This is a genomic window from Paraliobacillus sp. JSM ZJ581 (assembly GCF_044383835.1).
Classification (GTDB): domain Bacteria; phylum Bacillota; class Bacilli; order Bacillales; family Amphibacillaceae; genus Paraliobacillus.
The window spans coordinates 1-19,810 of the sequence record NZ_JBISEP010000035.1 but is presented as its reverse complement, the minus strand read 5'-3'; the positions used below and the strand labels follow the sequence as shown (position 1 = coordinate 19,810).

Annotated in this window: 20 protein-coding genes and 9 pseudogenes; 12 read left to right on the top strand and 17 right to left on the bottom strand. The window is 34.4% G+C overall.

The window, feature by feature from the left end:
• Window positions 1–108: 108 nt before the first annotated feature.
• From ACH6CY_RS14385 to ACH6CY_RS14365, 5 genes and pseudogenes are all read right to left on the bottom strand, one after another.
• Window positions 109–609, bottom strand: coding sequence for an SMI1/KNR4 family protein (locus ACH6CY_RS14385; RefSeq protein WP_374068016.1), 501 nt, complete (start codon window positions 607–609; stop codon window positions 109–111).
• A 5-nt stretch (window positions 610–614) separates the two neighbouring features.
• Window positions 615–1,079 (bottom strand): annotated as a pseudogene (locus ACH6CY_RS14380) (hypothetical protein); the annotation flags it as partial.
• A 388-nt stretch (window positions 1,080–1,467) separates the two neighbouring features.
• Window positions 1,468–1,575 (bottom strand): annotated as a pseudogene (locus ACH6CY_RS14375) (recombinase family protein); the annotation flags it as partial.
• Between the two features lie 469 nt (window positions 1,576–2,044).
• On the bottom strand, window positions 2,045–2,518 hold the full coding sequence (locus ACH6CY_RS14370; protein ID WP_374068015.1) for an SMI1/KNR4 family protein: 474 nt from the start codon (window positions 2,516–2,518) through the stop codon (window positions 2,045–2,047).
• Between the two features lie 21 nt (window positions 2,519–2,539).
• On the bottom strand, window positions 2,540–2,884 hold the full coding sequence (locus ACH6CY_RS14365) for an HNH endonuclease signature motif containing protein (RefSeq protein WP_374068014.1): 345 nt from the start codon (window positions 2,882–2,884) through the stop codon (window positions 2,540–2,542).
• A 67-nt stretch (window positions 2,885–2,951) separates the two neighbouring features.
• Between ACH6CY_RS14365 and ACH6CY_RS14360 the strand changes: the two are divergent.
• From ACH6CY_RS14360 to ACH6CY_RS14335, 6 genes and pseudogenes are all read left to right on the top strand, one after another.
• A pseudogene (locus ACH6CY_RS14360) lies at window positions 2,952–4,171 on the top strand (IS110 family RNA-guided transposase).
• 56 nt (window positions 4,172–4,227) lie between these two features.
• Window positions 4,228–4,671, top strand: a pseudogene (locus ACH6CY_RS14355) (WXG100 family type VII secretion target); the annotation flags it as partial.
• 5 nt (window positions 4,672–4,676) lie between these two features.
• Window positions 4,677–5,114 carry an SMI1/KNR4 family protein gene (locus tag ACH6CY_RS14350; protein WP_374068013.1) on the top strand — a complete coding sequence of 146 codons (438 nt, stop codon included), beginning with the start codon at window positions 4,677–4,679 and terminating at the stop codon, window positions 5,112–5,114.
• 611 nt (window positions 5,115–5,725) lie between these two features.
• Window positions 5,726–5,875, top strand: a pseudogene (locus ACH6CY_RS14345) (recombinase family protein); the annotation flags it as partial.
• Between the two features lie 29 nt (window positions 5,876–5,904).
• Window positions 5,905–6,741: an RNase A-like domain-containing protein gene (locus ACH6CY_RS14340; RefSeq protein ID WP_374068012.1), complete on the top strand. Its 837-nt coding sequence runs from the start codon at window positions 5,905–5,907 to the stop codon at window positions 6,739–6,741.
• Between the two features lie 20 nt (window positions 6,742–6,761).
• On the top strand, window positions 6,762–7,061 hold the full coding sequence (locus tag ACH6CY_RS14335; RefSeq protein ID WP_374068011.1) for a contact-dependent growth inhibition system immunity protein: 300 nt from the start codon (window positions 6,762–6,764) through the stop codon (window positions 7,059–7,061).
• Window positions 7,062–7,204: 143 nt separating this feature from the next.
• On the opposite strand, the gene ACH6CY_RS14330 is transcribed toward ACH6CY_RS14335, so the two are convergent.
• From ACH6CY_RS14330 to ACH6CY_RS14315, 4 genes are all read right to left on the bottom strand, one after another.
• Entirely contained in the window at window positions 7,205–7,987 is a 783-nt protein-coding gene (locus ACH6CY_RS14330; protein WP_483874866.1) for an IS3 family transposase, read from the bottom strand.
• Window positions 7,951–8,154 carry a hypothetical protein gene (locus tag ACH6CY_RS14325; protein ID WP_374068010.1) on the bottom strand — a complete coding sequence of 68 codons (204 nt, stop codon included), beginning with the start codon at window positions 8,152–8,154 and terminating at the stop codon, window positions 7,951–7,953. The genes ACH6CY_RS14330 and ACH6CY_RS14325 overlap by 37 nt, the downstream gene beginning before the upstream one ends.
• Window positions 8,155–8,696: 542 nt before the next feature.
• Window positions 8,697–9,167, bottom strand: a complete 471-nt coding sequence (locus ACH6CY_RS14320) for a transposase (RefSeq protein WP_374068009.1) — start codon at window positions 9,165–9,167, stop codon at window positions 8,697–8,699.
• A gap of 159 nt (window positions 9,168–9,326) precedes the next feature.
• Window positions 9,327–9,527, bottom strand: coding sequence for a helix-turn-helix domain-containing protein (locus ACH6CY_RS14315; protein ID WP_374068008.1), 201 nt, complete (start codon window positions 9,525–9,527; stop codon window positions 9,327–9,329).
• A gap of 143 nt (window positions 9,528–9,670) precedes the next feature.
• On the opposite strand from ACH6CY_RS14315, the pseudogene ACH6CY_RS14310 reads away from it, so the two are divergent.
• The 6 genes and pseudogenes from ACH6CY_RS14310 to ACH6CY_RS14285 form a co-directional block, all read left to right on the top strand.
• Window positions 9,671–9,778 (top strand): annotated as a pseudogene (locus ACH6CY_RS14310) (recombinase family protein); the annotation flags it as partial.
• A 484-nt stretch (window positions 9,779–10,262) separates the two neighbouring features.
• Window positions 10,263–10,646: pseudogene (locus ACH6CY_RS14305) on the top strand (polymorphic toxin type 50 domain-containing protein); the annotation flags it as partial.
• A gap of 19 nt (window positions 10,647–10,665) precedes the next feature.
• Window positions 10,666–10,979, top strand: a pseudogene (locus tag ACH6CY_RS14300) (hypothetical protein).
• Window positions 10,980–11,570: 591 nt separating this feature from the next.
• Window positions 11,571–12,071 carry a hypothetical protein gene (locus ACH6CY_RS14295; RefSeq protein WP_374068007.1) on the top strand — a complete coding sequence of 167 codons (501 nt, stop codon included), beginning with the start codon at window positions 11,571–11,573 and terminating at the stop codon, window positions 12,069–12,071.
• Window positions 11,957–12,310, top strand: coding sequence for an AHH domain-containing protein (locus tag ACH6CY_RS14290; protein ID WP_374068017.1), 354 nt, complete (start codon window positions 11,957–11,959; stop codon window positions 12,308–12,310). Before ACH6CY_RS14295 ends, ACH6CY_RS14290 begins: the two co-directional genes overlap by 115 nt.
• 13 nt (window positions 12,311–12,323) lie before the next feature.
• Window positions 12,324–12,890 carry an imm11 family protein gene (locus ACH6CY_RS14285; protein ID WP_374068006.1) on the top strand — a complete coding sequence of 189 codons (567 nt, stop codon included), beginning with the start codon at window positions 12,324–12,326 and terminating at the stop codon, window positions 12,888–12,890.
• A gap of 528 nt (window positions 12,891–13,418) precedes the next feature.
• Here the strand turns inward: ACH6CY_RS14285 and ACH6CY_RS14280 are convergent.
• The 8 genes and pseudogenes from ACH6CY_RS14280 to ACH6CY_RS14245 all read right to left on the bottom strand — a co-directional run.
• On the bottom strand, window positions 13,419–13,847 hold the full coding sequence (locus tag ACH6CY_RS14280; protein ID WP_374068005.1) for an SMI1/KNR4 family protein: 429 nt from the start codon (window positions 13,845–13,847) through the stop codon (window positions 13,419–13,421).
• Between the two features lies 1 nt (window position 13,848).
• Window positions 13,849–14,172 carry an HNH/ENDO VII family nuclease gene (locus ACH6CY_RS14275; protein ID WP_374068004.1) on the bottom strand — a complete coding sequence of 108 codons (324 nt, stop codon included), beginning with the start codon at window positions 14,170–14,172 and terminating at the stop codon, window positions 13,849–13,851.
• Window positions 14,173–14,366: 194 nt separating this feature from the next.
• A pseudogene (locus tag ACH6CY_RS14270) lies at window positions 14,367–15,603 on the bottom strand (IS110 family RNA-guided transposase).
• Between the two features lie 156 nt (window positions 15,604–15,759).
• Complete coding sequence (locus ACH6CY_RS14265; RefSeq protein WP_374068003.1) at window positions 15,760–16,545, bottom strand: recombinase family protein; 786 nt, start codon at window positions 16,543–16,545, stop codon at window positions 15,760–15,762.
• 437 nt (window positions 16,546–16,982) lie between these two features.
• Window positions 16,983–17,498: a SecY-interacting protein Syd gene (locus tag ACH6CY_RS14260; RefSeq protein ID WP_374068002.1), complete on the bottom strand. Its 516-nt coding sequence runs from the start codon at window positions 17,496–17,498 to the stop codon at window positions 16,983–16,985.
• Window positions 17,499–17,527: 29 nt separating this feature from the next.
• Window positions 17,528–18,433 (bottom strand): hypothetical protein, encoded by a 906-nt coding sequence (locus ACH6CY_RS14255; protein WP_374068001.1) that lies wholly within the window; start codon window positions 18,431–18,433, stop codon window positions 17,528–17,530.
• Between the two features lie 586 nt (window positions 18,434–19,019).
• Complete coding sequence (locus ACH6CY_RS14250; protein ID WP_374068000.1) at window positions 19,020–19,307, bottom strand: hypothetical protein; 288 nt, start codon at window positions 19,305–19,307, stop codon at window positions 19,020–19,022.
• Window positions 19,268–19,810 (bottom strand): hypothetical protein (locus tag ACH6CY_RS14245; protein WP_374067999.1); only part of this gene is annotated, 543 nt, incomplete at its 5' end. The genes ACH6CY_RS14245 and ACH6CY_RS14250, both read right to left, overlap by 40 nt.

The following is a 19,810-nucleotide window of genomic DNA, read 5'->3' as shown; positions in this document are numbered from 1 at the left end:
AAAACAGTAGAAAAGTGTTACATTAAAATTAGCGATAATGGTGTTTTATATGTGTCTCATATGGCTAGGTCAGTTCAAACCAAGGTCAATTTTTTCTAATACTATAACTTAGCTATCAATTTCATCATATGCATCACCTAGAGAAATAAAATCATCCTTTAACCAATACCAATACTGACCTTTATTATTTAATAGTCGCTCTAGTAAATCAGTAAAGGATGTGGCTATTATTTGAGACTCGCCTATAAGTCCATGACGGTAAAAAAAACTATCATAGCATTTCCCTAACCTGTCTTTATTGAGGTCAATAGTTAAGTATTCATCCGTTCCATCATTACAGATAATATACCAATTAGATGAAATATCTTCTTCGCATAATTCTCCCACAATTATTGGATTGGCTAATATAAACTTATCAGGAGACACGAAATAGATTGGATAGTCCTCATTTTCAAATAGAACTAAGCCACCACAGAGACTATAAAATTCTTTTAAATCATTAGGTAAAATATGCTTTGTTTCGTCAATAATGGGTAACCCAGTAGGTTCAAAGATACGACAATTTGGTAAAGTTTTTATTTGTGTGAGTAACTGCTTTATCTTTTCCATTAGCTTCACTCCCTAAAATTATATTTATTAAAGGAATTATAATATTCTTGTCTGGCAGATTTGGGAACATTTGCAGCATCAAACATTCTTTCTGTCAGTTCTTGTATTTCTCTTGGCGAGACAGATTGCCAATCAATTTTTCCCCCAACCTTCTTACCTGTTTTTTCATATAACCATTGTCTATAAACAGCTTTTGTAGCATCGTGTTGTTCTTTTGTTAGTGCTACTGTTGGGGTATTCCCACCTCTACTTACATAGTTTGGAACATTGTGTTTAGCCCATACATCCATAACACCATGATGATTTTCTAAAAGTGAATTACTAGGTCTATATGGTACTACATCATTAGGTTTAACAGTTTTATCTATACCCTTAGTAACTTTCGCAAAGCTCGTGTGTATCTCTTGTTGTACGTGAGTATCGCGCATCGCGTTGATAGGTAAGCGTGGGCCTCCTGCCATCGCAACATCCGTTTGTGAAACAAGTCCGTTAAACCAATGATCGACGAAGGATCTTGCCGATTGCGTGTTTCGAACGACGCGTTCATGTGCTTTTTTAGTGATATCTTTGGTAACACCCTTAGATGCAGGTGTCAGTTCTATCGCCGTAGGAAGGATCCCTGCTAAACCGAGTGATAAGCTTGCTTGCCGTTGACTCGTAGTGAGCTCATTGCCTAAGATATCTTTTCCAGTTAAATACTCAGAAAAGCCATTAGCGGAAACTAATCCATACATACTATATTCAGTGTTTTTTATGACTTGTAAGCTTTTCGTTGTTTTATACATATCGAATGACGTAACACTAGCAAACAAATATTCCACTAATTCCTTCATTTCTAAAAATATGTATCAAGTTCTAGTCTTGTTCTTTACAGTATACTTTAATTTCATTTTCTTAATATTTCAAGCTATATCCATCTCTTGCCTGCCCTTGAGTGGAGACTTGTATATACCCAACAACGTTCAAATTTTTCACCCTCCCGTTATAAAAATTAAAATTCATGTAACACTTTTTAAACGAATAGCGAGTATTATACGACCGTCTCTAATGTAAAAACAACCTAAAATTTATTTAGCCACCAAAAATACTTACACCTTTTATTTTACCTATTGCTTATCGACACGAGCTTGTACGATCTCATTTTTTTATTGCCTATGCCCTGTCACAAGTCCTCCTACCTTGTGAAATGTCATCTCGCCTATTTATCTTATTATTTCCACAAACAAAGTACTAAAACAGAATGCCTTGATGGTACTACCTTCATGAGCTATGAATTTCATACAATCTTTTTAAATTGTTCAATGCAAAAATTTCTCACAAAAAAAACAAAAAGCACTTGTTGCCTATAGTAGACAATCAAGTGCTTTAGGTTAATTAAATAAGTGTGACTAACTTACTGGCATTCTATCAAGAGTTAGACCCTACCAAAAAGTAGCTATTCTGTTAACATATTTTGAAATTCTTCAAAGCTATTACTTACAACATATGTTATAGGATTTAAATTTGAAGACTCTTCATGATTCCAAACGCATACAATAGGCTCTTCAACATTGTTACGATAGTCTAAGCAAACAAAGTCACCTTCAAATAAAACAGCTATTGGTAGCAGTTCAGTACCTACTAAATTTTCATCAAAAACAATTCTTTCGTCTAGTTGAGTTCTAACTACTCCTATATCGTAATACTCATCATCTCTTTCCCCGGTTACTTTTAAAATACATAAAAACCTATCAATCGCATAAACATGGCTATTACACTTAAAACTATCCTTTATAGGAGTACCACCATTATATTTTTTTATAAATTCTTTATACGTTTCCGGTAAATTTATTCTCCACTTACCTTCCTTTTCAGAAAGCAAAGTATCGTCCGGCAAGGGATAAATTATTGATCCATCCTTAAATTCCATTTCTATACCTCCTCAATATTATTATCTTGGAGCGTCGGTCCACATACCTTTAGTCCTTCCACCATTATGAGGTGTAATATTATGAATACCAAAGGGGACTAGCTCCATTTTACCAGGAACCTCCGTATGATGCCACGTCATCCCTTTTCTTGTACCACCTATTTGTTCATCTAACCACTTAAACTGTTCTTTATCCGATAGCTTCCAAAATCTATCTGGTAGCTGAACAGTCTCTTCTACAACACCTGCACTTGAAAAGTCGGCAAATCCATACCTCATACCATCTGCTTTTGTAACCTTTATTTCAGGAATATGTCCTTTTGCTATAGCCATTTCTTTTATCTTTCTTTTTTGAGCAGAAGACAAGCTATCCCCACCCGCAATAGTATCATCCCAAGACCAAGGTTTGTTTAAATCAAGGTGAAGTTTTCTGATGAAAAGAGACAAGCATATTTATATAGGATTAGATTTACACAAGTTCCAACATACAGCGGTGATAGTGGATTGTTGGTTTGAGAAGTTAGGAGAAAAGACCATTCAAAACAAACCAACTGCCTTTCCTATCTTACTAGAATATGTGAATAAGTATCTTACAGAAGGCTTGACCCCTGTATTTGGATTAGAAGATGTGGGCGGTTACGGACGAGATGTAGCGTTGTATCTGATTGAACAAGGCTACATTGTAAAATTTGTTAATTCCTCTTTATCCAATGCAGAACGGAACAGCTATGCCATGACAGAAAAGAATGATAGTTGGGACGCTCAATGTGTGGCAGATGTTTTAATCCGGAAACTACCGTATTTACCTGACGCTACGCCATCCGATATTCATTGGATAATCGCTCAACTTGTTGGTAGAAGAAACGCTTTAGTGAAAGCACAAACAGCATTGAAAAACCAACTTCATATGCAATTAAACTACCACTATCCAAGCTACAAGGATTTCTTTTCAGAAGTGGATGGCAAAACGGCATTAGCTTTTTGGGAAAGCTATCCTGCACCATCCCATTTGGAGGGGGAAACAATGGAGGGGTTACGAACATTCCTTCTAGAAGCGAGTAACAATGCTTGTTCCACTAGAAAGGCAGAGCAAATATTAACACTTGTTCAAGCAGATGGAGAAGTAAAACGAGAATACCAAATATCAAGAGACTTTATCATTCAAAGCATAGTTCGAGATATTAGCTTTAAGAAAAGGGAAATCAAGAAGGTAGATAGAGAATTAAAAGTGAATATTCAGAAGTTAGGTATGCAGCTTGAAACCATGCCAGGGATTGATACGGTGACTGCCTCCGCTTTAATTGCAGAAATCGGAGATATTCATCGTTTCACCAATTCTGATAAACTAGCAAGGTATTCAGGCATAGCCCCTACTAAGATGGGTTCGGGCGGTAAGGAAACGATGAAGAAAACAAAACAAGGCAACCGAAAGCTATATGATGTTTTTTACAACCTAGCTGTCCAACAAGTTCAAGTATGTAAGGGGAGTAAAATTCCCAGTAATCCTGTATTTTACGATTACTATAACCGTAAGCTAAGTGAAGGGAAGTCAAAGTCACAAGCCCTTCTCTGTATTATGAGAAGATTAGTCAGATAATCTATGATAAAACGGCTTATATCATGCCTGAAATGCCTGAAACAATAGCTAGTTAATCAATATGGGTGGTGGTTGAGTAAACTGCCACCTTTCATAAAGTACATTTTTAGATATTCCTAAGGGTACGGTAAAAATTGATTGCGATTTAGCTAAAGATTATATTAGAGATGTTGAGTCAAAAACTGGATTGAAACTTTATAAATCACAAATAGAAAAATTAAAGGATACTTTAAGAGAAAATAAATATGAAAAAATGACACCAATGGAAACTTTAAAACACAGGAATAAATTCAATAGTGTGAAAAATAAATTGATTAAAGAATGGGAAGAAAACACGGGACAAACTTGGCCAAGATATACTGAGGAAATTTATGATAAAAAAGGTAGATTAGCAAGGGATATAGGTCAACCATATGATGCCCATCATATTATAGAAAATAATTTTGACGGTCCTCACGAATGGTGGAATATACATCCCGCTAAATTTCCTGATGAACACCAGGCGGGGATTCATGGTAAGGGTTCGCCATCAAATAAGTTATTTCCAAGGAGGTAGTTTTAATGGCTACATTTGATTTTGTGAGAAATGATAAGCATAAATTTATTAGATTACAAGAAAACGAACTGTTAGATGCGGAAGAAAGACTTGGATTTGAGTTACCTAATGAACTTAGAGATTTTTACTTAGAAATTGGGTATGGCTTTATAAAAGGAAGCGATGGGAATGCAATAAATAGAATTATGGATGCAGATACTATAGCTGATATTACTTTGAGAGAAAGTATTTACGAGTTTGATCCAGATTTAGAAGGAATATATGAGGACGATGATAAATTAGTATTTTATGAAGTAAACGAAGGTGTATATTTAACTCTTGATTTAAATACTCCACAACAAACTCCTGTATATTTTTTTGAAACCCAAATTGCTGGTTCATTGGAGGAATTTATAAGAAAGGTTGATGAGGATGCAGAGTACTTTAGGGATATGGTTGATTAATACTTCGTGTTCTCAGCAACAAAATATAAAAGTAAGCGTAAAATAGTCCACACATACTACTCACGTATGGACTGTTACGCTTGAAAAGTTGTCTTAAAGGTAATGAAATAAAAGCAGTATTAAACGAAAATGATGTAGATGTTTTTAAGACTCTTTATAGATTTTATTTATGGAAATCTTAAGTTACACAACTAAATTATATAGGAAGTAAAACATTGAATAGAGCACTTGATTGTCTACTTATGGCAACAAGTGCTTTTTGTTAGAAATGTAACTTTGGACAAATTAAAATGTCTACATGAAATTCATAACTCATGAAGGTAGTACCATCAAGGCATTCTGTTTTAATACTTGCTTTGCGAGAGAAGTACGATAAATAGGCGAGATGACATTTTACATGGCAGGAGGACTTATGATACTGCCAAACACACAAACTAACGAGAATGACAAAACTCGTGGGGATAATAATGGGGAATGTATAAGAGTGTGTTTTATACTGCTTGGACTTATAATTTTTGAATTGTATTTTTACTAGAGACGGTCGTATAATACTCACTATTCGTTAAAAAGCGTTACGAAAATTACAATTTATGAAACGGGAGGGTGAAAATTTGAACGTTGTCGGTTATATACGAGTCTCTACTCAAGGGCAAGCAAAAGATGGATATAGCTTGAAATATTAAGAAGATGAAATTAAAGTATACCGTATAGAACAAGACTCGAATTTGATCCGTATTTTTAGTGATGAAGGAATTAGTGGAATTTGTTTGCTAGTGTTACGTCATTCGATATGTATAAAATAACGAAAAGCTTACAAGTCATAAAAAACACCGAATATGGTATTTATGGATTAATTTCCGCTAATGGCTTTTCTGAGTATTTAACTGGAAAAGATATCTTAGGCAATGCGCTCACTACGAGTCAACGGCAAGCAAGCTTATCACTTGGTTTAGCAGGGATGCTTCCTACGGCGATAGAACTGACACCTGCATCTAAGGCTGTTACCAAAGATATCACTAAAAAAGCACATGAACGCGTCGTTCGAAACACGCAATCGGCAAGATCCTTCGTCGATCGTTGGTTTAACGGACTTGTTTTACAAACGGATGCTGCGATGGCAGGAGGCACACGCTTACCCATCAACGCGATGCGTGATACTCACGTACAACAAGAGATACACACGAGCTTTGTGAAAGTTACTAAGGGTATAGATAATGTTAAGCAAGGAGATAAGAGTTCTCTAACGCCTGGTGGTGGATTAAATGCACATGAACTAAAAGGTGAGCATTTAATAGATAGGCATATTGGAAAAACAGATGAACAATTATTTGATAGATTGAAAAATAATCCTAAAATCACAGGTTCTTCAACTTTTAATGATAGAATGACAGCGGAAAAAGTTGCGGATACAGTTCTTAGAGACCCTAAGAATATCGAGAAAATCCAAAAGTGGATATCTGACCCAAATAGTAGACCTACCTTACTTTTAAAATTCAAAGGCGATAAGGAAAAAATCGGGAGAAGCGCTACTAGAAATTCAGAAGTAATCGAGGATGTTACAAATGCAAAAATAATACTTAAGAAGGATAATAATGGTAGTTTTTATTTTAACAGGATATCCTGTTAAATAGAAAGAAGGGATAGTTTATGGATGAAACTTATGATTACGTAGAAGAACTGGAAGATTTTTTAGGAGGTACATTTCATCAAGACATCAGTTCTCCAGAACAAGCAATAGATGAGTTTATAAACGAAGCTAGCATAGAATGTCTGCTGTCTACAATAAAGGATTGTGAGAAGTTTTTGAATAGTAGTTTAACAAAACAGGAGAAAGAAAATATTATTCAAAATAATGCCGAAGTTTACTTTCCAGCTATAGAATTAACCCCTCTACAGTGGCTAAATAATTTAGTAGAGAATATGAAAGAAGGAGTGAAAACAACATAGAAATAAAAAAGTTTAAAGATAACCTTGATTTGGGTGGTGACCCCACAAAGTGAGAGTTTTAATTATGCAACTGATTGGCTGGTATGAGTCCGAAATTGTACTGGACTTAAACCAGCTAATTTTGTTTTTATACGTTCATTACTTTAATAACTAATATATTTCGTAATTTCACTTTTCAATTCATCATACGTCATGAGATTTCGACCATAATACATTTTTTGTTTAAGTATTTCGAAGAGGTTCTCTATAGATCCATTGTCCGCACATGTCGCTTTACGTGACATACTTTGAAATATATTATGCTTTTTAAATGTTCTTACCCAAGTATTACGTTGATAATGCCAGCCCTGATCTGAATGAATCGTTATTCGGTATACCGCTCTATTAGTAATGTCTTCTATTGCTTGTTTTAAAGGTGCTATAACGAAGTCTAAAGTTGGTCTTTTTGATATCCCATAAGAAATAATTTCATTATTATACAAATCCATAATAGGACCTAAATATAACTTCTGATCGTCGGCACATTTGAATTCAGTAATGTTAGTGACTAGTTTTTGCAGCGACATACTTGTACGGAATCGTCTGTTTAAAAGGTTTTGCGCTAACTTACCGACAGTTCCTTTGTATGACTTATAACGTGACTTTCGTTGAAATCTTTCACACTTTAAATGAAGTTCACTCATGATACGTTGTACTTTTTTATGGTTTATGATGAACCCTTGATTTCTTAACTCGTTATAAACACGACGATAACCATATCTACCTTGATGATAGTGAAATACTTCGTATACTCTTCCTTTCATTTCTCTATCTGGATCAATTTCTTTCATCTTTTTAATATGATAGTGGTAAGTAGCTTCAGGTATATCTACTATTTTTAATACATGCTTTAATTTGAATCCTTTTTCTTTGAGTTCGAATGCCAACGCTGCTTGTGCTTTTCGAGATAGGCATCCGGATCCTCTTGAAAAGCTTTTAACTTTTTTAAATTGGCTACTTCCAAACGTAATAATTCATTTTCACGTTCTAAAAGTTCTTCTCTAGATAACTCTTTATCTGTGTTTCTTTTCTTTGATTGACGCTTTTTAGACATGGGAGGCCTTCCATTTCTTCGTCTGAAAATATTCTTTTCCAATTAGCGATCAGAGAAGGATTGTTCATTTTAAACGTCTCGCGGTATCTAAATAAGAAGCACCTATCTTTTTCATAAAGTTTATATACATCTAACTTAAATTGAACAGAATAAGTAATCTTAGAATACTTTCTGTGTAATTCACTGATGCCAAATATCTTGTATGAACGAACCCAATTTCGAGTTGGACGCGTGTCAGGTATGCCGTATTTCTTAGCTAATGAAGTATAGCCAACTAAACCGTTTAGATATTCTTTGACAACTTTCAATTTAAATTCTTCACTATATTTAACCATACAAAACATCCCTAAAGTTAGTTTTTTTACTCTAACTTTCTTACCTCCAGTCAAGTGGTTTACACAATTTATTTGAATCATTTATTTTGATTTATTCAGGGGGATAAACCTCCTGAATCATTTAAAATTTCCTCATGACTAATAGACCTAACGTTTTTCCATTTTTTTCGTAAGGTCTTTATGGTATAGTGAGATAAGTTTAGGTGATTATGAATGAGTAGAAGCAATTTCATAATCGTATGGTATGTCGTGTGAAATAAGGTGAAATGCCACTTTCAAGAACTTATTTATACACGCTATCACCGCAACCTTATGAGGTTTCCTCTGAGGTTGTTTTTTTAATTTGTCATAGCAATCAACGATGTGATTATTTCCTTTCTTTCGTAATGAAATCATGGAAAGAATCATGAAGTATAATATTTTCCGTAGTTTCTTACTTCCACGTTTATTGATACGATCTCTATATTGTGTATTTCCTGACTGATATCGCATAATATCGATTCCAACGTATGCATTGAGCTGTTTGGCATTTTTAAATAAACGTATATCTCCTAGTTCACCAATAATTCTACATGCGGTCGCATCACCAATGCCAGGGAATGAATGAAGGATATGATATTCTTTTCTATCAACAGATAAGGCAACCATTTTTGCGATAATTTCTTCTTTCTTCTCCATTAAGTCTGCGATTCTGTTTGCGTAATCCTTTACTTGTTCACAACGTACATCTGACGAAATTATCAGTTACCACCATCCATATTCTCCAATATGATACCTTTTCTTTCCCCTGCTTTTTTAACTTTTCCGTACAAAAGAACGATTACTTTATCGAGAGGATTACTCTACCTCGACTAACTCCTGAATGGCGATGTCTAACACTTTGCATACCGTTTCTAATGTTGATAGATACACTCTGTCCACGTTGTCTGAACAAAGATGGCTAATCGTATTAGGACGCAGCCCTGTCATTCGTGCCAATTTACGTTGTGAAAGGTCACGTTCCTTAAGGATTTCCTTTAGTTTGATTGATATTGGCATGGTAATTCCCTTCCTCTTTTTCATGTTACTTTTACGATACACAATAAATTTGTATCAGTAAAAGGGGTGGTTGTATCGCTAAAGCCGCATACAATAAATTTATATTAATTATAATGGACAAGCGTAACGTAGGGGAAAATATCATGAAAGTTATCGGTTATATTCGAGTATCTACATAAGGTCAAGCAAGAGATGAATACAGCTTGAATTATCAAGAAGATGAAATTAAAGTATACTGTAAAGAACAAGACTAGAACTTGATCCGTATTTTTAGTGATGAAGGAATTAGTGGAATGCGTGGTTGCTAGTGTTACGTCATTCGACATGTATAAAACAATGAAAAGCTTACAAGTCATAAAAAACACCGAATATGGTATGTATGGATTAGTTTCCGCTAATGGCTTTTCTGAGTATTTAACTGGAAAAGATATCTTAGGCAATGCGCTCACTACCAGTCAACGGCAAGCAAGCTTATCACTTGGTTTAGCAGGGATTCTTCCTACGGCGATAGAACTGACACCTGCATTGAAGGGTGTTACCAAAGATATCACTAAAAAAGCACATGAACGCGTCGTTCGAAACACGCAATCGGCAAGATCCTTCGTCGATCATTGGTTTAACGGACTTGTTTCACAAACGGATGTTGCGATGGCAGGAGGCCCACGCTTACCTATCAACGCGATGCGCAATACTAACGTACAACAAGAGATACATACGAGCTTTGCGAAAGTTACTAAGGGTATGGGTAATGGTGCTCCTTTTTATGGAAATAATTCAGTACCAAAAGGACCATATCGTAAAGTAAATGGATACCCAGTTAAAGTAAAGTCAGGTGCTCAAGGGAAACATATTCCTAATACGCCAAATTACAAACAAGAAATAGCAAATGGAAAAAACAACAGTATTTTTTATGGTGATAATAAAACAGCACAAGGATTCCTTGATAAGTTTGCAGGGAAAGGAACCACTGTTACGAAAAATAAAGAGAGAGTGGACTTTGGTGAACCAATAGGTAAATACTATGACACTGTGACTGGACAATATATAGAGACTAATAGAGGAATGATACAATATGGAAAGGATGGTGCTCATATAGTACCAGCAAAACCATCAGAATAAAATAAGAAAGAGGATGTCTATGGAAGCAGATTCTTTATTTAAAACATTAATAGAGTATGAAGGTGTAGAGATCATAATAGAGTGGAACAGTGGATTAAGAATTATAGGCAAAACAGACACATTTTTTGAGACAAACAATGGATTAGATAATGATGATCCCGAGTGCGAAGAATATTATGCAACTGCATTTCAAGTAAATCATATTTTATCCCATCCTTCTACTAACGAAGGCAGTGCATATAATTGGTTGAAATTTCTCTCTATGATGATCCACCAAGTTCAGTATTTTTACCCGATGGAAAGAGAGTATGGGAAAGGGAAATATATAAATAATAGCTGCTATTTAAACTTTCACCTTGATTGGCTAAATGACTTTCAAGGTTTTCTCTTTAATTCATATTAATACAGCTGATAATTAAGTAGGACAATAAGAAATGATTTGTTTGAGAATCGAAAGCTTATGATGGTTATACCATCAAGGAGGTTCAGTTTGAGACTTTGCGGAACTGAATAAAAAAGACAAATGGGCGAGATGACATTTTACATGGCAGGCATAGTTATGAGGTGGAAAGGATTACATGCTAACGAGAATCACAAAGCTCATGGCAATAAACTGTAGGATACATAAGAAGGTTACTAGTTTAGCAACAGGATAGACAAAAATTGGGTTGTGTATTTATTAAAGAAGGTTGTATAATACTCGCTATTCGTTTAAAAAGCGTTACATAAATTTTAATTTTCGTAACGGGAGGGTGAAAAATTTGAACGTTGTTGGGTATATACAAGTCTCCACTCAAGGCAGGAAAGAGATGGATATAGCTTGAAATATTAAGAAGATGAAATTAAAGTATACTGTAAAGAACAAGACTAGAACTTGATCCGTAGAATTAGTGGAATTTGTTTGCTAGTGTTACGTCATTCGACATGTATAAAACAACGAAAAGCTTACAAGTCATAAAAAACACCGAATATGGTATGTATGGATTAATTTCCGCTAATGGCTTTTCTGAGTATTTAACTGGAAAAGATATCTTAGGCAATGCGCTCACTACGAGTCAACGGCAAGCAAGCTTATCACTCGGTTTAGCAGGGATCCTTCCTACGGCGATAGAACTGACACCTGCATCTAAGGGTGTTACCAAAGATATCACTAAAAAAGCACATGAACGCGTCGTTCGAAACACGCAATCGGCAAGATCCTTCGTCGATCATTGGTTTAACGGACTTGTTTCACAAACGGATGTTGCGATGGCAGGAGGCCCACGCTTACCTATCAACGCGATGCGTGATACTCACGTACAACAAGAGAGATACACACGAGCTTTGCGAAAGTTACTAAGGGTACGGGTAAGCTTAAAAAAGAAAAACCAAAACAAGTTCATCACTATGCGACAAATAAAAGTAAAATGTATACTCACCAGTTAGAAAATGTGACTAAAAAGTATGGCTTGGAATTAGATGACGCTTGGAATAAAGAATTATTACCTCATCAAGGTAGACATCCGAACGCATATCATGAATATGTGTTAGACAGGATAAATGAATATGATGCTATTGCGCGTGGGAATAAAGAAATTTTTTTAGAGCTATTTGAAGGTTTAAAGAAAGAAGTCAGGGAAAATCCAGATATGCTTTACAAAGAGTATTGGTTAAAGAAAAAATAGGTAGGGGATACAGATGAAATTTTATAAGCTAAGCATAGAAGTTTCAGGTGAAAATGATATTGTTTGTCATTATAAGGATGATTTAGGTATTCAACAATATGAATTTAAAACTGGGCAGACTTTTGATAGATGGGATGGAAGTTTTAAATTTTACTATGATAAAAGTGAGGGAGAAGTGCCTACAGACTATCTTGCAAATGATATGGGATGGTTTGTGGTATCTAGAAGATTGAAAACTATTATGGAGACCTTAAATACAAAAATTGAGTACTTTCCAGTTGACATTGTTGAGTTGAAAAGTGGAGATAGTTTAGAAGGATATTATATTGCTAATATTCTTAAAGTGGTTGGTGCACTTTGTTTAGAAGAATCAGACTACCATGAAATACAGACTAAAAGGGTTGGGACAATATATAATGTGCTAAAATATGCAATTTATGAGAGTGAAGTAGAAAATAGTGATATTTTTAAATTGGGAACTAGACAGGAAATTCCTATTTTTGTTTCAGAAATATTTAAAAAAGAAATTGATATTAATGAATTAACAGGTATGGAATTTTACGAAAATAAAGCTATCTAAATTTTAGAATAAGAATCTTTCACTAGAATATATTCGAATTAATTAAGATGTTCGAAAATAAAGACTCCATGAAGGTAATACCATTATGGAGTTTTATTTTATATAGGAATAAGAAGAAAAGTACGAGAATTGGGTGAGACAATAAGATTGTGATTTGTTTGAGAATCGAAAGCTCATGATGGTTGTACCTTCATGAGTTATGAATTACACTTAAGCATTATTCAATGTCTACCTAACATAAAACTTTTCCTATTATTGATTCATTCCATTTCTTCTGTACAAGTGTATTTCCTTATTTATCACAACGAGTTTTGTCATTCTCGTGTGTAAATTTAAATCGAGTAGTAAGTGTGGTTGTTTTATTTAAATGTCACTGCAACCAATCTCTTAAGTTTGCTAACCATCATGAGTTTTTGATTTAAAAATGATATTATTTTTAATCATAGAGTTCTTAAGTTAAAAAACCTTGAAAGGCATATTACCAATCAAGGTTTTAAGTATCTAAGAGTTATCTTTTATTGACAATAATCAACAATTAAAATATACCTTCAAGAAATCAAAAAACGATGACCAAGTTTCTTTTAACTCTCCTTTTAAAAGCAGTTCATCTCCACCCTCAAAATTAACTATATAAACTTTATCTGTTAAAGTATCCAGCACTAATACAGCATTTGCTGACATTTCACTTAAAACAAGATATTGCTTCGGAAAACCATGCTCTTTTCTAGAAATTATTGTGTATGATTCAATATTATTTTCTTCATCTGCTATATCTAGTAATTCAAAGGGTACATGTTCTTCCCAAAAAGGTCCTGCATATTGTATATAAAATTCTTGGAAAGTATCTGATGCGTCTACACCTAGCCTTATTAAAGTCTCCTGTACTAGATTGCTATCTTCACGTTCATATATTTCTTCTCCTAGAACTTCATCTAGTCTCTCAGGCAAAATACTCATATTATTTTCCTCCTAAAGCTTCTTCTCCTCGTATTTTCCAATAATTTATAGAATCTACTTTTTGAAATGACCCTCTAGTTGTCTCATCCATTGGATAAAATGGATTTAACTTTCCTTTATAAGGATGTAGTGGAGCTCTTTTAGCATTACTGATATTATGGTACCTAGTTGAAGCTTCATATAATGGTCCAACACCTTTTTGTTGTGAATGATGCAAAGTTGCAACACTACCTGCATCATCAAGAATAGGAGAAAGTCCGTATTTCGCAGATGCTTCTGCATTTGTTAACCCGCGACCTTTTTTAGCACCTTTTGTTCGAACCATATCCCAATTAATATCTCCTCTTTGATATACTTTGTAAGTAAATCCTGTGCCATCTTTACCTGCATTATACTCTACACTCCGAGTAAAATATTTATTATTCTTATAGTCCTTTAGATGTTGATAAGTTTCTTTACCCGTACCCTATGTTGTAATCTTAAACCCTCACAACAAAAAAACAAACCATGTAAACCTTATTAAACTACTTCTTTTTCTTCCACTACCGGCAACTCATAAGCTATTTTATATTTCATCATGCCATATACAATGTTTACAAGCCTTCTCATAATACATACCAATGCTTGACCTTTTGTTTTTCCCTCTTTAAGTTTCTTTTGATAATATGCATGAAACACTGGGTTTCTGGGTAACTTACTTCCTTTTGCTACTTGCACTTGCTGTACAGCTAAATTATAAAAAAAAAGCGTGTAGCGCCCTGTTTCCTTGTTTGCTTTTGTGTGTCTTACCTTTCCCACCAGAACCAAAGTAAACAGGCGCAATCCCCGCGAATCGTGCTAATTTGTTGGCATTTGGAAATCGCCTTACATCCCCAATTTCTGCAATTAATGCTGATGCCGTTACAAGTTCTATTCCCGGCATCGTCTCTAATTGATAATCTAGTAGATTTACTAACCGTTTTAATTCTCTTTGGATGTATTTCATTTCTTTCTTTTTAAACTCAATATCCCGTACAATACTTCTTACTAAAAAGTCTCGTGTTTCTTGATACTCTTTCATTGTTTGTCCATCTTCTTTTACAAGTTTTAATATGTCGCTTGCTTTCTTTACTGAACATGTATTGTTACTAACATCTAATAAAAAAGCTGTTAATTGCTTTATATTCGTCCCCTCTAAACAAGAGGGTGACGGATATTGCTGCCAAAACGCTAATGCTGTTTTCCCATCTAACTCTGAGAAAAACTTTTTATAGCTTGGATAATGATGGTTTAATTGAATATGTAGTTGATTCTTTAACGCACTTTGTGCTTTTACTAATTCATTCCTTCTTGAAACCAATTGTTGTATTGATCATAATAAATCGTTTGGCTTTGCATCTGGTAATTGATTAAATTTGTTTATCAATATGCGTGCTACACATTCCGCATCCCAACTATCATTTTTTTGTATCATCACTTGACTTTTTCGTTCTAAAAATGATAAAGCTGGATTTACTTCTTTTACTACCTGTTCGTGATCTACTAAATATTTCGCTAATGCTCTTCCATAACCGCCAACATCTTCTAAACCAAATACAACAGTTATCCCATCACACACATATGTCTCTACTTTTAATAAGAACTTCGAAAATGCAGACGGTTTATTATCAAATTGTATTTCTCCTAATTTCTCTTGCCAACAATTAATTATAACAGCCGTATGATGCTCCTTATGTAAATCTACCCCTACATACAAATAGTCCTGTCTATTATGCATAACTCATCCCTCTATTCAATGATTTAGTTATATATAAAAATGTCGGCAACCTTAGTTCGAGCGTTCATCTTCCGATGCGCATAGGTACGCAAGCCTATCCATTTTTCATCTCTTTAGTAGTATGTATAGTAAAATGAGCTAATTTTTTAAGTGAGTTTATAAAATAATTGCTGCATGTTGTCCTTTTGTTTGTATTTTCCCGTATTTATACATGCCACGATAAAAATTCTCTCTATCTAACATGCGTTTCACTTGTACTTTCGTAAATTGTTTATCTTTCGCTGTGCAGTAGCCTTCTACATTCAATTGTTCTGCCAATTGGGTAAGTGACCAATGTTTAAAAATGTGTCTTAACTCAAATAGTCTACGTACAACTACTGCTTTCCCAGCATCTACTTCTAACACCTTTTGTCCTTTTTTGGCCTTGTAGCCAAAAAGTACGCCACCACCTGCATATCCACCTCGTTCAGCCTTCTTCTTTCTACCTCTACTTAACTTCAATGCAATTTCAAGTCTTTGATATTGGTCTAATAGTTCTAACATGCCATTCACCAAAAAGTCATTTGGATCATGTGTGTAAATACTATAGCTTGATTGTTCAATTGCCTTCACATCTACTTCATGTTTCTTTAGTTCTCGTTGTATCAATACTTTCGCCATATCAGAGCGCCACAATCGTGATGTATTCAACACAACAACATAGCTTACTTGTCTATACGCCATATCGGACAATAGCTCTTGTAGTCCATCACGTTCAACTGTTAATCCCTCTTCATCAACAGTCGCTCCGCTTAATCCTCTATCTTCATACACACGAAGTAGTTCTAAATTATTTTCGTTACAGTAACGTTCAATCTCTTCTACTTGATACGCTAAACTATACCCATCACGTACTTGTCCTTCCGTTGAAACTCGTACGTAACCAACTACTTTCTCTCCCATCATAAATCCCCTCCCGTTACAGTAATTTGAGTCCCTGTAACGTTTATCCGTTTTTTTGCGGATAACGTGTTCGTAACGTAAATCCGTTAAAACGTACTTTACGATGACTTCAAAAAATAATACAACCCTTTATTTTTTCTTCTACTCTCTTTATACACTGTACAAAGCCATTACAATCTATAAAAATTTAATACTTCGTGCACTTATAAAATTATAATGTGTCTACCTATTTCTATCCTAAAACGCAAAAAAGCACTTGTTGCCTTTAATTGACAATCAAGTGCTTTAAGTTCATATGTTTTTTAGTAGCATAAATTTTGTAGGTCTTAGCTTGATTTTATATTACATCTTTCTATAAAAAACTGCAGTCCAATTGTATCTAACACTTGGGCTACACTTCATATCAGACATTTTTTTATATAAATGTTCTTAGTATATTATTTTTGTAACTTTAAACTAGCAATTAACTCATCTAAACTATCCGAAATCTCTTCAAATGAACCTCGTTCAAAATCCTCCAATTCAACCTTACCACTTACATTATCTAAAACAACTATCAAACCGTTCCCCTCTACACCTATTGGAGTCTTATCAACCTTATTATGATTGTTTTTATACCCTTCTAAATTACTTTCGAAGGAATGCAATTCAATGTTTGGTAATACAGGTTCTAGCCTAATATAATGATTACCAATAAATCCATCTAAATCAGCAAACCAATAAGAATTAAAATAATCATCAATTGAAGTGTGCAGTTTAATTTCAAATCTTTCCTCAATCTTCGTTAAATCATTCTTATTATTTTTTTCAATAGGTTTCCATGAAATTTCTTCTTCACCATCCATTTCACCCTGATATATAAATGAATCAACTTCTTCGTTATATGGCGTTTTAAATAAAAAATCTAACCCTTTATCAAAATATTCTTTTCTTAAATTAAAATATTTGCTCATAGCATCCTTCATTACCAAAATAATCACCCTTACTTTTCTAAGAATTTTTCTAATAGTTCAGCATATTTTTGGTCATTTCCCCAAACTCCTGCGCTTTTCTCAGCATTATGAATCCCTCCTAAACCTGGATGTAGCTTTGAGGGTACAGTCACAGCTTGACCTCCACCACCAATGTGATGATGTATTAAAGTGTCATTATATAATTCTTTTAAATCATATTGGGGAAAATGTTTTCTAAACGTTGGATTGTTTATAGGTGCGAATCCTAATTCTATTTTTTGTCTATTTGACCTATTAAACGCTTCTGGGTACTTCTCTAACATCTCTTTCCAATAAAAATCTTTATCGCGTAACCAACCCTCTACATTGGTGTTTTTTTGCCCTTTACCAACATAGGGCATCTCAACAGTTAACCGAGGATCCGCAGTATATTTAGCCTCTAGCTTACCTAAATCAGCACCACGATATGTTCTAATAGGATCATTAATCTCACCTATCTTCTTAACCGTTTCACCCGTACCCTTAGTAACTTTCGCAAAGCTCGTGTGTATCTCTTGTTGTACGTGAGTATCACGCATCGCGTTGATAGGTAAGCGTGGGCCTCCTGCCATCGCAACATCCGTTTGTGAAACAAGTCCGTTAAACCAATGATCGACGAAGGCTCTTGCCGATTGCGTGTTTCGAACGACGCGTTCATGTGCTTTTTTAGTGATATCTTTGGTAACACCCTTAGATGCAGGTGTCAGTTCTATCGCCGTAGGAAGGATCCCTGCTAAACCGAGTGATAAGCTTGCTTGCCGTTGACTCGTAGTGAGCTCATTGCCTAAGATATCTTTTCCAGTTAAATACTCAGAAAAGCCATTAGCGGAAATTAATCCATACATACCATATTCGGTGTTTTTTATGACTTGTAAGCTTTTCGTTGTTTTATACATGTCGAATGACGTAACACTAGCAAACAAATTCCACTAATTCCTTCATTACTAAAAATACGGATCAAGTTCTAGTCTTGTTCTTTACAGTATACTTTAATTTCATCTTCTTAATATTTCAAGCTGTATTCATCTCTTGTTTGTTCTTGAGTGGTGACTTGTATATACCCAACAACGTTCAAATTTTCACCCTCCCGTTACGAAAATTTTAATTTTCGTATTATTTTCACAAACCAAGTATTAAAACATAATGCCTTGATGGTACAACCTTCATGAGTTATGAATTTCAATTTAGCATCATCAATGTCATCCAAAGTTTAAATTTATAACAAAAAACAAAAGCACCTGTTGCCTAAAAGGCAATCAAGTGCTTTATAGATAGCTATATAAAGTAATTCATTACTATTCCTATCTTTAAACCAAAAATTCTGTTTAATTTCGAAGTTCTAGGCTTGTTCGCTATGATAATATACATTTAAAAATCATTGGTTGAACTTAAATACTCTTACTTCTTTAAAAACTTTTGAACTTCCTACCACCTATTTATCTCTTATATCATTTCTTAATAATAAGTAGCATTTGAAGTTAGTTATCCCAGCTTCTTATATAACTCATATAAATCTAATAATTGAATTCCAAGTTCGCTATTAAAATCCCAAGTGTCGGTAATAACTCTTGGATATGATGGGATATGACTTTTAGATTCAATCATTAGTTCTATATCTTTATAGAAATTTTCAAGTTGACTTATTGTCCCATCTTTACCTTGACCTAATTTGTGAGCTTTAATTTCACATTCTAACTTTATTTTCGCTTTTTCAGCTTCGTTAATAAAGTTTAAGGTTTTATTAAGTCGTCTAGGTTCGTTATATACCATTGTTCTACTCCTCCAATATATTGATTACCCTTCTGAAATTGCGAGCCAGCTTTTCCTTTAATTATAATTGTGTCTGGTTTAACTTGCCATTGTTGAATACCTGTCATCCTGTTCCAATCTGGTGGAAGTGCTAAATTGCTTCTATTCACTTGTGGCGAAAATGTTTCAAATAAATATCTCCCTTTCGCACTAGCATTAATATCGTCATAGAATCTTATCCCATAAGTATTTGAGCCAGCAACATCAAGCTTAATTGTACCGATCTCAAACGATTCTAATGTAGTCTTTCTGAATTGACGTGGTACTCCTTGTGATTTTAAATATTCAGATGCTTGTTTTACACCAATATATTGGTCATTAAGGTTACCCGTACCCTTAGTAACTTTCGCAAAGCTCGTGTGTATCTCTTGTTGTACGTGAGTATCACGCATCGCGTTGATAGGTAAGCGTGGGCCTCCTGCCATCGCAACATCCGTTTGTGAAACAAGTCCGTTAAACCAATG